Here is a 14,742-nt window from a genome sequence, read left to right as displayed (position 1 = left end):
ACAGGTTATTTTATACACCTTGCAATAGCATTTTGACAACAGGCCAGGAAGAAAACCGGTTTTATCCGGCAATATACATGTCTGTACCGCGTCAGATAATCCGGTTAAACACCATAACCTGTTATTATTATGTGAATTGATTTCCCTGGTGATGCTGGTCGCGCAAACTTTGGCTCATGTATTTGCCGATCATGGCAAGCATGCGAATGCCTTCCTGGGTCCCCGGATCACGAGCAACCCGCATCATACAACCCAGGCCGCCTTTCGCCGGCGGAGCTGCAGCGATATCCTGGCTGGTTGCATTAATCGCCTCTGAAAGAGCAATCAGCAGATTCTGACTGTCAGGACGGTCAAGCACCTGAAGAAGTCGCATCAATCCTTCGTTTCGAGTCAGGCGGTCAAGCAGATTCAGACCTTCACTCATTGTCCCTGCGATTCTGGTTATAATTTCATCAGACATCGCATCCCGGGCTGCGCCAATCAGGTTCGCTATTTCAACAAGCCCTTGCAGCTCTTCGCTACTGATATCTTCAACGCGTGTTTCGGTTTCTGTAGTCATTAGTCAGGCCTTTAAAGTAATCCGCGAACGCTGGTCCAGTACATCTGGTTGTAAGCCATCTTGAACCAGTGCATAGGTTTGGATGAAGGTTTCAAATCAGGCGGATTTTTGTAATTAAACATCGCATGTGTTGCACTATCATGTCCTGTCTCGATGAAGCAATACACCTTGCCATCATAATCACGGACAGGCGTACCGATCTTGATGATCGATGCAATATTTTCGGCAACAACTTCTGCTTCGAAATGCGCCGCTGATCCGGTTTTACTGACTGGAAGGTTTGTGGTGTCACCGAGAACATATACGTTGTCATGACCATTCATCGTTAGCCTGTGACGGTTTGTTGGAATCCAGCCGCCGTCGCCAAGATTGCTTTTCTCGATAACCTCCATGCCGGAATGCGGCGGAATGGCAATCAGCATATCGTATTTGGTTTCAGTTTCCTCTTCACTTCTTACAATCTGGTTTTCAGCATCGACTTCTTTGACATTGAACAGTGTTTCATACTCGATCCCCATGCGTTCGAATTCGGGTTTCGCCCATTTGGCGACATTCTCGATTGTATGTATCCGTCCAATAGGATAATGGTACTTGATGTTAATCTTGTCGCGTATCCCCCTCGCCTTGAAGTAATCATGCAAAGAGAAAATCAGTTCAACGGGAGCAATCGGACATTTATGCGGGACACCGACAACAACGGCAACCGTACCTTCTTCAATCTCGCGTAGCTTCTTGAACATCTTGACCGCAGACGCCTCGGTATAAAAGGTCTCGGCACCCTCAGTCATACCAGGTATTTGTTCAGGGACGATGCGTGATCCGGTAGCAATTACCAGAATGTCGTATTCATGCGTTTTTCCGCTTTTTGTAACAACGCACTCCTCGTCCAGCTTGAACTCCTCCACAGGATCAACATGAAAATTGATTGCAGGCTCGAGCAGAGATCTTTCATCTCGATATAACTGGTCAGGGGTCATCTGCCCAAAAGCGACATACAAAAGCCCGGGTTGATACATATGTTTGTCTGATGCAGACAACAGGGTAATATGCACCTTGTTAGAACGAATCTCGCTGGAAAGACGTCGAGCCAGATTATTAGCCAGAATGGTACCGCCGGTTCCACCACCGACAATCAAGATTCTCATTTTATTCTCCTGCCTGACATAAAAAATCAGGATTTACATGGTCGCGAGTTTCATGCATACGAACTGGTTCGTGTCAAACCTGCTATTTGGCCTTGCGAATTTTGATATGCCAAACACCATCGATTTTTTCATTACTCAGCAGTTCGTGCCCTACCTTGTTTACCCACTCAGGCACATCTGCTCCGGAACCTTCATCTGTAGACAAAAGCTCCAGGGTATCGCCAACATTCGCCTGTTTCATGTAGGTAATTAGTTCCATCAGTGGCCCGGGACAAAATGTGTCACGCGCATCTATAGTCTTGATATCACTCATTGTACTTCTCCATTCAGATTACGTTTCAGATTACTTTGCATATGCCATCAAAACGTAAACACCTGGCCGCCCTCGGTATCACTCAGATAGCGTGTTAGTCCTGTTGCAGGGCCGACTTCTGAATCCAGATCATCCTGTGTAATCTTGAGCAAATCCATTGCCATAGAACAGGGCAGCAACCTGGCATCACCCAGCTCAACGGCTTGTTGAAAAAGCTGTTTGAACGGCGGAACACCTTTCTGATCCATGAGCTCTCCGAGCTCTCCTTCCACGGATGCCTCCTCACTGCGACCTTTCACAAAAAAGGTCAGGGCATTCATTGATAAAAACACAGATACATCCTCTCCTGTAGACGCGGCTACTGAAGCGATCATCGCTGCCATCTGCAGCTTTTCACGCGAACCGGTCGTACATATGATACTTATCTTTTGTGGCATAACAGCCTTACCTCTCATCCTTATTCCAGAATGGATTATATCCATTCGATTGTTTGCAAATTTTATCCCGTCCTACAATTCCACCAGTTACAACTCAATCTGTTATTTCCACTTACAATTGGCCGTACACCAGTAGTGTATGTTTCCGGGTATCGTATCTAAATATCAGTTTCTCAGTCTTTTGCGTCCTTGACCCATGAGAACTTCTTGATAAGGATTACGCAGATACTATCCAGAATATAGCCTACTGCCCCGATTACAAGAATCATCGCCATAAGATTATCGTAAGTCATTCCCTCGCGAGCATCCTGAATTGCATAACCGAAACCGGACGTGACGCCAAGAAATTCCGCGGGAACAATAACAATCCAGGCAACACCCAGGGCGAGCCGTATACCGGTGAGAACATCAAACGCAATTGCAGGCATTATAATCGTCTTCAGGATATGCCATGGATTCGCGCCAAGATTACGGGCAACCTTGAACCAGTTTGGATCGACCTTTTCCAGTCCGGCCGCCGTGGAATACACAATAGGCCATACGGCAGCGATAGTGACCAGGAAAATAATCGCATCATTCCATGTCGTGAAAGCGACTACCGCGATTGGCTCCCAGGATAATGGGCTTATCATTCTTACAAACTGGAATGGCACATTGGACAGCTTCTTGGCCCACAAAATACGGCCTATCATGATGCCAACCGGTACCCCAATGGCAATGGCATACATAAGCCCCATCCCGAGACGATACATGCTGTTGACAAGGGCATCAGGAATGGTGCCGCGCATCCATAAATCAGGCATGGCCTGAAATGCCGGGATTAGACCAAAGTTGGCATAATGCGAATAATCAGGATTCAGTGTTATCACATAGACGGTTGCCCACCATATTGCGAAAAGCGCTCCCAGCCCGACAATAAAATTACCCACGCCACACATAGTGCAATTGAGAAGGTAATACATTTGCGGGCCAAATACATAGTTGCCTGCACTTCCTTTCTTCACTTCAGGTACGACAGCATTCATTAAACACCCACCTTCGTTTTAACAGCGCACAGAGGTAGCTCCATAATATTTAATCCGTGTTTTATCTTGTGCATAATCTTCATTTGATTTCCTGCTTTCATTCTGCGTTCCCTTATACTCAAAGCCGGGAACCCGCGCAGACAAATTCGTTACTTTATTGACTCTGCATATATTTAACGTCCAGATGAAATATTTATCCGCGATGCCAACTAAACCGCCTGATTAGCACAACTAACAAAGTATCAAGCGTATACCCGATAACACCAATCGTAACCACAATTGCTGTCAGATGGTCGTATGACAAGGTTTCGCGTGAGTCTTGTATCGAATAACCAAGACCCGTTGTCACACCCAAATATTCAGCAGGGATTAGCACAATCCATGCCACGCCGAGAGCAAGACGCAAACCCGACAGGATATCGAACGTTATAGCCGGAATGATTATTCGAGTCAGCATGTGCAGCGGCTTTGCACCCAGGTTACGGGCAACCATAAACCATGCTGGATCAACCTTTGCCAGGCCTGCCGCCGTCGAGAACATGACCGGCCACACAGCCGCTATTGCGAGAAGAAATACTATCGATCCATGCCACTCTGAAAACACATAGACAACTATGGGCATCCAGGATAACGGGCTGACCATACGAATAAACTGGAAAGGTGAATTGGTCAGTTCACGAAAACGTTTATTTCTCCCCACCACGATGCCAAGCGGTATTCCCACCAGGATTGCGATGAGCAAACCTTCACTCAGACGATGCATACTGACAGCTACTGCTGTTTGTAACTTACCGATTTCCAACAGCTCGGGAAACGCCTGCAAGGTTGGTATCAATCCGAATTTCGAAAACGTTCGGGTATTCGGATTCTGCTCGATATAGTAGCCAAACACGAGCCAGAGTGCGGCCAAAATACCGAGACCAGAAATCGCCCAACCAAGCCGGGCAACCATCGGATTCCTGAAGAATCCGACAACCCCCCCACTGGTCATGGTTGCTGGCTTAGCAGGTACATTCATACCTTAATTACCTCCTCCCTTACAAAGGGATCCTCACCTTCTGCATAGCCGAGTCCTTTCGTCCACTCGGGATACTTCTCCAGCGCAGATTTAATGTAGTCATACTGGAACAGATCATTGACAACATGCTCCTTGCTGAGGCCTTCCAGGAATTTAGTGTCACCAGTGACAATAGTCTGTTTCAGTTCGTCGACTATGCGGTTCGTTGCAGACGGATAAGGCCAGCCTGTGAAATTAATCCGGTCTTGTTCCCAATCCAGATTCTGGATCGCATGCGGGTTCTTATAGTAAGCCGGATCATAGAACATCATTGCACGCTCGATAACTTCTGCCGGGAATGGCATATACTTCTTGCCATCTTTCGAAAAGATTTGCGCCATTTCTTTGCGGTTATCGCCAAGATAAAGCTGTGCGCGAACGATTGCGTTATGAACTTTTTGCGACCATTCCGCTCTCTCGGGATCCATCGCATCCTGTTCATGCATGGCGACAACACAGCAAGGGTGATTTTTCCAGATGTCACCATTGAAGCGCAGTATTTCACCCTGAGCCCTGAGTTCACCCATGGCACAGAACGGCTCAGCAACACAGTAACCATCGATCTGGCGAGACGCGAGAGCCGGCGGCATATCAGGCGGGTTCAACACGAGGAAGTTACATTCATCCTCTGCAAGCTCTGCATTTTGCGGGCGTATCACCGGTTTGATCCCATGCTCTTTCAGTAGCATTTGCGAGACAATGTTATGCATGGAATACCAGTACGGCATCGCGAATTGCTTTCCTCCCATATCTTTGGGAGATTTGATGCCGCTATTCTTGTGAACAACCATTGCCGAACCGTTGGTATGATCCCAGGCGGTAACTTTGACCGGATAATTGTTGTTGTAGCGCATCCAGATAGGAATTGGAGCAAGCAAATGGGTCAGATTGAAGCGGTGAGATGCAAATGCTTCGACCAGGGGTGACCAGCCACGAATAAGGGTTGGTCTGACGGATTCAAGACCTTCATCCTTGAAATAACCCAGCTCATGGGCTGCAAGCAGTGCAGCCGCATCTGTAATCGGGATATAACCGATTCTGATGACTGGATCAAAGACTTTGGCCGCGAGTTTCTCCTGTGCTAAAAGCGATGACATCGCACCCATGCTACTGAGGCCGGCGACAGCCGCGCCTGCTTTGACGAGGTTACGGCGACTGATTCCCATACCCAGTCCGTTGCTAAAACGCGGGTCATAGTCCAGCTTGAGGTTGGGATCATCAATGCCGTCACCATGCTTTTTGTAGTCAAGCGGTTTGCCGACGATTTTATTGCCACCGCGTCGTTCTACTCTTTTCTTAGCCATGTCTCTGTCTCCTAAATAATGCTTACGCATTTTGTCTTGTAGGTACTACAGCTTATGCCACATGCATCCTGGCTCTTACTTTTACTTACATACAGATTTACTGCCCAGCTGCCACAGCAGTTGAAGCGCCGCCTCCGCCATGAGCGGCCTGTTCGAATGTTGTCATCAGGCGTGAACGCAATTCCTGTACTGAAGGGTCCTGGCGTTCTCTCGGGTCGGGAAGATCAACATCAAGTTTGTGAACAATATTTCCCGGGGAACCTGCCATAATCACCGCGCGATCCGCCATAATGATGGCTTCGTCAATGTCGTGAGTGACAATGACAATATTGAAGCCCAGCCTTTTGGCAATCGCACGGACGTCTTTCTGAAGCGACGCTCGGGTAAAAGCATCAAGTGCGGAAAACGGCTCATCCAGTAACAGTAGTTCCGGCTCCATAACCAGAGATCGCGCCAGGGCGACACGTTGCTGCTGTCCACCAGAAAGATCCTGAACATTGGAGTCGACATGAGGCTGGAGCTCAACAAGTTCGATTGCTTCGTTGACGCGTTTCTGGATTTCTTTTTTTGTCCAGCGCGCGAATGTCAGGCCAACTCCGACATTCTCCCTAACTGTCATCCACGGAAACAGGTGCGGGGCCTGGAACATCATAACCCAGCGCGGAGAAGGCGCTTCGACAGACTTGCCGTTCAGCAGCGCTCTTCCCTCAGTCGGCTTCAGGACACCGGCCAGAATATGCAGAAGTGTAGATTTCCCGCAGCCTGACCGGCCGATTATTGCCAGCGCTTCCCCGGGAGGGGACACCAGATCAACCTTATTAAAGGTTAATGGACTCTTGGCATTATAACGATGCGTAAGCCCCTCTATCTTGATCTCTGTTCCACGTATCGACATCTACTTAACCTCTGACTAATCGTTTTTGCTATCACCACGAGGGTACACAGCGTTAATCAATTTACTTTCATTCCCGGCCTTGAAATAGGACAACAAACTTGCTTTAGCGCATGACCTTACTGAAAAACTTCATTTACTATTGATAATCAAGCACTGTTAAATCGTTTTTCAAGATCCGCCATACGGCCGGCAAGTTCATTCTCATCCAGCAAACCCCGCTTGATCATGGAGTGTGCCAGCGCCAGCAACTGCCGCTCAGGGAAAGGAACGTCTTCGTAAATCGTTTCCGACAATTCGTCCTCTTCGGCACGACGCTCGAGAGATGGTAATGCACAGGTATCAGTGTCGACTTCCTCATACGGTTTAACACATGAATCTGCTGCAAGAAGATCACAGGTTGTTTCCAGGGTAATTTTCCACGGTGGATCCGGATTGGTTACCCCATACTGTGTCGACAAGTCTTCCCACACCTTGCCTCTGGATAAAATCTCCTGCAGCAACGGAATCGGCGTCGTGTCGATTACGTAATCTTCTTGACTACCATTACCATCTTTCATCGAAGCGTTCATGGCTCACTCCTTACTTTCATTAATGGTCATGCTGGACCGGATTAATTGCTTTGCGAATCGGCCGTTTTGCATTTGAGGTAATACCCGGCTTGGGTACTGCCACACCAATCAGACAGTCACGTGTGACAATCTCTGCGAGCTGATCTTCAGTCCAGCCCTCTGTGCCTTCCGGGCGAACCGGCATCACGATATAGCGAGTTTTCTGGTTGGAATCCGCGACTCTGACCTGTACTTCAGGGGGTAACTGCAGTCCAAATTCTGCGAGGACTTGACGTGGCCAGCGGACAAGACGACGACGGTAGTTCGGGGTCCGATACCATTCAGGTGACTGTCCCAGAATCGGACGCGGATAGCATGAGCACAGAGTACACACAACAACATGCTTGAGTTTTGGTGTATCAACCAGGACACGCAAATTACAATAGTCACTGGGAGTCCCGAACTGGGTCGGCGGACTGGTCACCCAGTCAACACCCACTGCCTTGCTTGCCTCAACGCCGTCTTTTTCGCACAACTTCTTGTATTCCTCGTCCAGCCAGGCTTTGGCAACCAGGCGGGCGGCAGGCAGCGGTCCAAGCGTGTGAACATATTCGGTCCATACCCGGTGGTCTTCGGCTGAAAACAGCCCCTTTTCAATTGCGAGCTCGCGAACTGCCGCTTCGAGAATTTCAAAATCGCTGACTTCTTCGACCATCGGTGCCGGTTTATGGCTATGGTCGTGATTGTGATCGTGATCTGACATTTGTGGTTCCTCTTGATTCAATAATGTCTGATTGCAACGTTAAGCAGACTCGAGATAGCGCTCGGGAAACTCGGTCTCTAACGTGTCATTTTCATACGTGTCGCTGTACTCAGGCCAGAGTTCTTTCTGCTTGAATGCAACACTGTAAAACCAGACAGGATCATCCTCGTTACCAAAAGCTTCATCTTCGGCAGCCGGACTCTCATAGACCAGTTCGGTGACAGTGCCTACCGCGCCGCGCGTATACGTCATGGTGCGCGTATAGAAAATGTCCGGCAGATCCTTGATTCGTACGCGATCGCCTACTTTAAATTTCGGCTTTCCGGCCATGCCTTTAAAACATTGCGGGTCACCGATACCGGTCGCCATTTTGGCGTGGTGTTCTCTATCATAAACAGGTTTAGCCATTGCGCTTTTTCACCTCTTCAATTTTGTCTACAAGTTCGGGCAGTGTGCAGTACTGCTTATCGATCAGGATTCTTGCAGCTGTAAGCAACCACCGACCGTAATATGGCAATCCCAGATATTGCGTCTGACCAACATCAACATTCTGCTTGCGGCGTCGCTCTTCAGCAGTCCATACGCCGCGCCAGGCAAGACATTCACAGGTTGCGAAGGTATTCAGCTCCCACTGTTCTTCTTCCTTCTCTTCCCAGACAATCGGCACGTCGGGCTCACCACCCACATCATGCGGGGTGCGTATATATGCACGCCAGAGTGTATGGTCGATTTCATCCGGGGACGGGGCATGCGTTTGCTTGTGCAATGCAGGTTGCATAAGACCGACAGTACTGATGTGCCGGAGCACTTCTTCTCTCGTAGACGATGACATTGTTATTGACTCCTCTGTTGCTATTGAGCATCTCGGCCATGGCCTGTTACTCTATAAACATCCGCGAATATACTAATATCGTTATTCACTGAATAAAAAACAGAATCACTCCTCTTTTTTCACTCTCATCTATATACCTTTCATATATAAACTTCACGCTTGTCTGGATTACGATTTCACTATGGCTCATGGCCAGTCTGTTTACCAAGACTAAATACTGATAAGCCCTATAGGCGCTGACTATGTTTACCTGGTTCAGGGCAAACTGCGCACCAGGCTTACGTTTCCGGTCCGCGTTTATCTTTCGAACAAATCACACACTTGCTGTCGGCACCGGATACGGACCCGATACTTTTCTGACAAGATATGTATAGTAGTTACAAGCCGCGAAAAAGGTTCCATTCTCCATCGCTCTGTATTGCTCGTTAAGCCATATTTTTACAGTCTGTTCTGAAAACAGGCCTGCATTTTTCACATACGGAACATAGGTTTCGGCAAAGGTTTTGAAGTAACTTCCGTCACCTATCTCGACCACTGCATCGCCCCATGCTGACTTCAGCTCGAGATCCATATCCGGCAATAATCGTGGTAAATCACGCATAATTCTCGGATTGTTGAATGTTGTTGTTGCCAGGGCATTATCCATTTTCTGCCCAAACCCATGATCGGGATATGCATAGGTCAATGAGGCGTAATCACCATCAAATATTGCAACTATACCCCCCGGGCGGACTACACGCGCCATCTCGGCGAGCACCTGTACAGGCTCTGTCACATGACTTATGACTGTATGCGCAATGACCAGGTCAAACACGGCATCATCAAAACTAAGGTTGTGTATATCCCCAACCTGAAAATCCAGCTCTGCCGTTATACTTTCCTGTTCTGCATATTTGTTTGCCGCGTCAATAAATGCTTTGCACTGATCAACACCTGTAGCGCTACCGCTAAAATTCATACGTTGCACAAGGTTTCTTAATATCACCCCGGTACCACAACCAACCTCGAGTATCCTGGCTGAGCTTGGTAAATCTATTTGCTCAACATATTTGTCAAAAAGATTCGCAAAAACTGGAACTTTTGCGCGGCTCTCCAGCCTGCCAATCAGGCGTTCGTGAGACTCTTCATCCAGCTCATTAACAAAACGGTGCGGATCGGGCAATGTAATCTACCTCTAGTGTTCGTTTACGTATTGCTAAAACAATCCGTGATGTTTACTACTTCTCCTACCATGTCTTATACGGCAGGAATTTCCCATTCAAGGTGACGATCACACGATCACCTTTTGGATCTTCCTGTTTTTCAATATTCATACTAAAATCAATCGCACTCATGATGCCATCGCCAAATTTTTCGCTTATCATTTCCTTAATAGTTTCACCATACACCCCTACTATTTCATACCAGCGATATATAACCGGATCAGTAGGAACTTTCTGTTCCCATACTTTGTTTGGAAACTTCTGCAAGGCATCGGATAACTCACTACCCATGTCAAGCAAGCTTGCGACCGCGTCTGCACTCTTCTTTTCGAGATGATTCATACCCAGACATGCTGAACATGTGAATTCGGGTGATAAACCTGCTGCTTCTGCCAAATCCACCCATTTCAGGTTCTTATCAAATTTGGCCTGAAGTATGCTCTCTTTCATCTCGGTTTTATTCATTCGGCTTGTCTTGTATTGATTGATCGCTTTGCGCCAACTCTGATTACAGCGGCTTATTTTGTTTTATTGAAGAACCGGGGGGCTATCGCCCCCTCGGCTCGGCGATCCCATCATTTTCTCAGGCAAGACTCTGGACGAAAAACAGGCCGCCGGTGAGCAATGCCGCCATGCTGCCAATTCGTGCAGCAACTGCCCGGGCTTTTTCAGAGTGTGCAGCCAGTTTCTCAAGGCCAAATACACCACCTGCGATCAGGGCGTACTGAATAATTGCAAACCCGGCCAGATAAGCGAGAAGCGGTGTGGTCTCGGCACCAATAATTGCTTCACCGTATGCATAGCCGTGCAATACACCACTGACTGCAAAGACAGCGCCAAGCACCAAAGCACCGAGGTAATGGCGTGTCACCAGCAGTACGCCACCAACCACAACTGTCAGTGCGACCAACATTTCAGCCATGGGAATATTTGCCGCACCAACATGTAACATGGTCCCGCCAACCGTGGCGCCAATAAATACAACCGGAACCAGGTACCGCGCTGCCCCTTTCAATGCACAGGCCAGCAAAATGGCCACGATGAGGAATGCGAAGTGGTCAAGACCGATGATTGGATGACCCAATCCGGAAAGCATTCCCTGACTGAAGGTCTCCGGTGTCATTCCACCCATAGGATGATGCGCAAATGCGGGCGATGAGATTATCATCAACAAGCCGCCGATAAACGCAAAAGCTCCGTGCAAAGGGTTTTTCTGGATATTGTTTGCGATCTTCATATCAAATGTCCTCACTGTTAACTACTGTATTGCCCGACTCAGTATTCAGCCAATTTTGACTGCATGTATATAAACTATTGTTATTCGGCATAGCGATAAAACTTTCTGGAATCGAGTTTCATTACCTATTCTCACCGCCTCTTATATCAATAATTTCTAATATAACGATGTAACATTCGTTCACAATCTTGCGGCCAACACCATTGCCATGATGCGAGATGCACGATTTTACGAAAATCAAGCATTGTTGAACTAAACTATGTACGATGCGATGATTGTTTACCAAGACTAAATTCCGATGAGCCCTATAGGAGTAGGCTATGGCTCGTAACAGCATCTTTCCACGCTCAGTACACTATCTGCTCGCGGTCGCAGAACATCAGAGTTTTACCCGCGCGGCCGAGGCCCTGTATGTCTCTCAACCTTCGCTGTCTCAGCAAATTAAACAGCTGGAGGATTTGCTGAATATACAGTTACTGGATCGTACAGGTCGTCACGTCAAACTGACTCCCGCCGGGGAGGTCTATTTACATCACGCGCGGCGCGCATTGAAAGAACTTGATGAAGCAAAGCGTGCAATTCACGCACTTAAAGATCTGAGCCGTGGACACCTTCGCATAGCAATGACACCTATTACCGACTATCTGGCTATTCCATTGCTGGTGCAATTCAATGAACGCTACCCTGGAATTACCGTCAACACACTTGAAATGCCCCAGAATGATATGAAAGATGCCCTGGTCGGTGACCATGTTGATATTGGTATTGCCTTCAGCAGCACCCTTACAACCGAGGGGTATCCTGGGATAACCGACAGCCAGACACTGTTTACTGAAACACTCAGTATCACATTTGGTCAGCATCACCCGCTTGCCGGTAAAAAAGCGCCTCTTAGCAAGCATGCGCTGGAACAGGAGCCTCTCGTATTATTCAATACTAATTACGCTGTTCGATCACACATCGATCAGTATTGTCTTGAACACGGTATTACACCGCATGTCGCTGTCGAAGCCACTTCTCTTAGTGTTATTATTGAAATGATCAGGCTTGGGAATATCGCTACCATACTTCCTGATACAATTGCCTGCGACCAGCATGGGCTCGAATCGATATCTATACTACCGGAACTTCCCCACCACGCGGTCAGCCTGATCTACCGCAAAGAGATGAATAAAAGCCCGGCATGCCAGGCCTTTGAGGAGCTGGCGTCGGAATGGTCCGCTTCACGTTGCCAGTCAATGTCAGGCCAAAAGTCGCGACTCTCCCCATCAATTGACTCCAGTACTGCTGATAAATCTGATACCGAAACTGTCCTCGCCAACGATAAGGCGCTATAAGCGAGACAAAACAACAATACAGACCCGGGTCAAATCAATCTGACAGTGCAAAGCGCAAAAACTGAGCCGGGAACAGATCACCTTTCTCTATCTGCCCCGACTCAGGTGGGAGAAACCCGGTACAGCTATTTGCAGCAGCTACACCTGACTTCTGACATACGCTATATCAAAAGTTCATCTGCCCCCATACCCACAGCTTGTCTGTATCCACTTTGCCAGCTGCCGTGTCGCCTGCAGAATAAGTGGCATATTTAACACCGGCCGTATAAGTTTTCCCGAACTTTTTCGCGTACAGAAGATTGATTTCACTGCCGAGATCATCAATCGTTGCGGTTGACTCATCCGCACTGAAGTCGTGATAAATCGCAAGCCACTTTCCGCCGCCGAATTTTCCGCCCAGAGAGGCATAAAGATCCGCGAGACCCTGTGCAGGGGTGGATAGAAACTGGTCTGACCAACCATTGAATGCATGCACGGTTGCCAGCGGCGTGGAGAAACCATAAGCACCACTATCCGAACCCAGCAGTTCATAGCCAATCTTTGCGGTCATTCCACTGAATTTCATTCCACCTTCCAGAAGTGCATAATCGGCATCATTTTCAGTACCGCCGCTCTTGGACTCCTGTGTGGCATATTCCAGAGTGTACAGGTATTTTTTATCAGCACCCTTCGCACCTACAAGTCGCAGACCATACGTATCATGGCCATTATCGGTATTGTTATCCTGTTCGAGGAGATACGCGTAACCACTCAGTTTCCCCAGAGGGGTTTTATAGGTTACGTGGAGCAGATTATCCTTGGCGTCTATATCTGCAGCCTCGGCGAATATACGATTTCGTTTACTGATATAGGCATAGTTAACTTGCATATCATCCATTGGCGAAAAACTCAGACTCAGGCCATCAAATGTCTGTCTGTCCTGTCGCCACCCGACAGCACCAATAAATCGTTGATTGTCAAAAACAATCACCTGCCGGCCATATTTCACTTCAGTTGAGCCGGAAGCATATTTTATGAAACCCTGGTCGACTTCAGTTACCTCTGGGTCGAGAATAGGCGAATAAGTTCCGGTATTGAAACTGGTTGGCGGGAGGGTGTTCAAAACTCTGTGTCACAAGCTTAAAGCTTAATATGTTTGTCCAACCGCCCCTCAAAGTGAATCGCCAGTTGCGAGAGGGTCAGGTTCCAATTTTGTACCGGGTGCGTCCAGCGCTCCGAGGCCTTGAGTATACCGGCATAGAGCAGCTTGAGTAAGCTGTTTTCATTGGCGAAGCCGCCCTTGGTTTTTGTCAGCTTGCGGAACTGACGGTGCACCGCCTCGACCGCATTGGTAGTGTAAATGGCGGTGCGCACGTAGTCCGGATATTTGAAGTAGGCCGACAGCGTGGGCCATTTGTTGCGCCAGGACTGGATCACCATCGGGTACTTGTCGCCCCATTTGGCTTCCAGCTCGTCCAGGGCCGTTTCGGCGGCATTGAGCGTGGCGGCCTTGTAGACGGTTTTGAGATCGGCCATGAAGGCTTTGTGATTTTTCGAGCCCACATACTTTAACGAGTTACGGATCTGGTGAATGATGCAGTGCTGGATTTCGGTCTGCGGGTAGAGACTTTCGATGGCCTCGGGGAAGCCCTTGAGACCATCCACGCAGGCAATCAGGATGTCCTTGACGCCTCGATTGTGCAGGTCAGTCAGCACGCTGAGCCAGTGGTGGGCGCCTTCGTTATCGGAGAGATAGAGACCCAGCAGTTCTTTTTTGCCGTCGATGTTTAGGCCCAGGATGGTGTAGATGGCCTTGCTGACATACCGGCCGTTCTCCTTGATTTTGTAGTGAATGGCGTCGAGCCAGACAATCGGATAGATCGTTTCGAGTTCCCGCTCCCGCCAGGCAGCCAGCTCGGGCAGGAGCTTGCCGGTGACGGCATTGATCGTGCCATTAGAGAGCGAGATGCCGTACATATCGACAATGTGGTTACGGATGACCTGATAGCTCATGCCCAGGGCAAATAACGCAATGACCTTGCGTTCCAGCTCATCGGTGAGATGCGTATGGTGCTTTTTGACCAGCTGCGGCTCAAAGGTCCCGGCCCG

Annotated in this window: 16 protein-coding genes and 1 pseudogene; 1 reads left to right on the top strand and 16 read right to left on the bottom strand. The window is 48.4% G+C overall.

The genetic code is table 11. The features are described from left to right. Positions 1–127: 127 nt before the first annotated feature. The 14 genes and pseudogenes from R6U90_RS06805 to R6U90_RS06740 all read right to left on the bottom strand — a co-directional run bounded on the left by R6U90_RS06805 (position 128) and on the right by R6U90_RS06740 (position 11,317). Entirely contained in the window at positions 128–559 is a 432-nt protein-coding gene (locus tag R6U90_RS06805) for a hypothetical protein (RefSeq protein WP_410351914.1), read from the bottom strand. A gap of 11 nt (positions 560–570) precedes the next feature. Further along, positions 571–1,704 carry an NAD(P)/FAD-dependent oxidoreductase gene (locus R6U90_RS06800; protein WP_410351913.1) on the bottom strand — a complete coding sequence of 378 codons (1,134 nt, stop codon included), beginning with the start codon at positions 1,702–1,704 and terminating at the stop codon, positions 571–573. 82 nt (positions 1,705–1,786) lie between these two features. Next, a complete protein-coding gene (locus tag R6U90_RS06795) occupies positions 1,787–2,017 on the bottom strand; it encodes a sulfurtransferase TusA family protein (protein ID WP_410351912.1) in 231 nt (76 codons plus the stop codon). A gap of 47 nt (positions 2,018–2,064) precedes the next feature. After that, positions 2,065–2,454, bottom strand: a complete 390-nt coding sequence (locus tag R6U90_RS06790; RefSeq protein ID WP_410351911.1) for a DsrE/DsrF/DrsH-like family protein — start codon at positions 2,452–2,454, stop codon at positions 2,065–2,067. Positions 2,455–2,627: 173 nt separating this feature from the next. Further along, the gene (locus R6U90_RS06785) at positions 2,628–3,479 is read right to left on the bottom strand and encodes an ABC transporter permease (RefSeq protein WP_410351910.1); all 852 of its coding nucleotides are present in this window, start codon (positions 3,477–3,479) and stop codon (positions 2,628–2,630) included. A gap of 193 nt (positions 3,480–3,672) precedes the next feature. After that, positions 3,673–4,497, bottom strand: a complete 825-nt coding sequence (locus R6U90_RS06780; RefSeq protein WP_410351909.1) for an ABC transporter permease — start codon at positions 4,495–4,497, stop codon at positions 3,673–3,675. Further along, complete coding sequence (locus R6U90_RS06775) at positions 4,494–5,702, bottom strand: ABC transporter substrate-binding protein (RefSeq protein WP_410351933.1); 1,209 nt, start codon at positions 5,700–5,702, stop codon at positions 4,494–4,496. Before R6U90_RS06775 ends, R6U90_RS06780 begins: the two co-directional genes overlap by 4 nt. 235 nt (positions 5,703–5,937) lie before the next feature. Further along, positions 5,938–6,735, bottom strand: coding sequence for an ABC transporter ATP-binding protein (locus R6U90_RS06770; RefSeq protein WP_410351908.1), 798 nt, complete (start codon positions 6,733–6,735; stop codon positions 5,938–5,940). A 146-nt stretch (positions 6,736–6,881) separates the two neighbouring features. Further along, complete coding sequence (locus R6U90_RS06765) at positions 6,882–7,304, bottom strand: hypothetical protein (protein ID WP_410351907.1); 423 nt, start codon at positions 7,302–7,304, stop codon at positions 6,882–6,884. Positions 7,305–7,323: 19 nt separating this feature from the next. Further along, the gene (gene scnC, locus R6U90_RS06760) at positions 7,324–8,046 is read right to left on the bottom strand and encodes a thiocyanate hydrolase subunit gamma (protein ID WP_410351906.1); all 723 of its coding nucleotides are present in this window, start codon (positions 8,044–8,046) and stop codon (positions 7,324–7,326) included. 39 nt (positions 8,047–8,085) lie between these two features. Next, positions 8,086–8,878 (bottom strand): annotated as a pseudogene (locus tag R6U90_RS06755) (SH3-like domain-containing protein). Between the two features lie 313 nt (positions 8,879–9,191). Then, positions 9,192–10,040: a methyltransferase domain-containing protein gene (locus R6U90_RS06750; RefSeq protein WP_410351905.1), complete on the bottom strand. Its 849-nt coding sequence runs from the start codon at positions 10,038–10,040 to the stop codon at positions 9,192–9,194. A 64-nt stretch (positions 10,041–10,104) separates the two neighbouring features. Further along, positions 10,105–10,545, bottom strand: coding sequence for a cyanase (cynS, locus tag R6U90_RS06745; protein WP_410351904.1), 441 nt, complete (start codon positions 10,543–10,545; stop codon positions 10,105–10,107). A 118-nt stretch (positions 10,546–10,663) separates the two neighbouring features. Continuing rightward, positions 10,664–11,317, bottom strand: a complete 654-nt coding sequence (locus R6U90_RS06740; protein ID WP_410351903.1) for a HupE/UreJ family protein — start codon at positions 11,315–11,317, stop codon at positions 10,664–10,666. Between the two features lie 320 nt (positions 11,318–11,637). On the opposite strand from R6U90_RS06740, the gene cynR reads away from it, so the two are divergent. After that, on the top strand, positions 11,638–12,654 hold the full coding sequence (cynR, locus tag R6U90_RS06735; RefSeq protein WP_410351902.1) for a transcriptional regulator CynR: 1,017 nt from the start codon (positions 11,638–11,640) through the stop codon (positions 12,652–12,654). A 166-nt stretch (positions 12,655–12,820) separates the two neighbouring features. Here cynR and R6U90_RS06730 read toward each other — a convergent pair whose 3' ends face one another. Beyond that, positions 12,821–13,756 carry an alginate export family protein gene (locus R6U90_RS06730; protein ID WP_410351901.1) on the bottom strand — a complete coding sequence of 312 codons (936 nt, stop codon included), beginning with the start codon at positions 13,754–13,756 and terminating at the stop codon, positions 12,821–12,823. Positions 13,757–13,773: 17 nt separating this feature from the next. Further along, the coding region (locus R6U90_RS06725; protein WP_410351900.1) for an IS256 family transposase at positions 13,774–14,742 on the bottom strand (969 nt) is incomplete at its 5' end.

Origin of the sequence: Thiohalophilus sp., assembly GCF_046483665.1 — a bacterium.
Taxonomy (GTDB): Bacteria; Pseudomonadota; Gammaproteobacteria; order UBA6429; family Thiohalophilaceae; genus Thiohalophilus.
The sequence above is the reverse complement of the archived record's forward strand: the minus strand, read 5'-3'. Positions and strand labels throughout refer to the sequence as shown.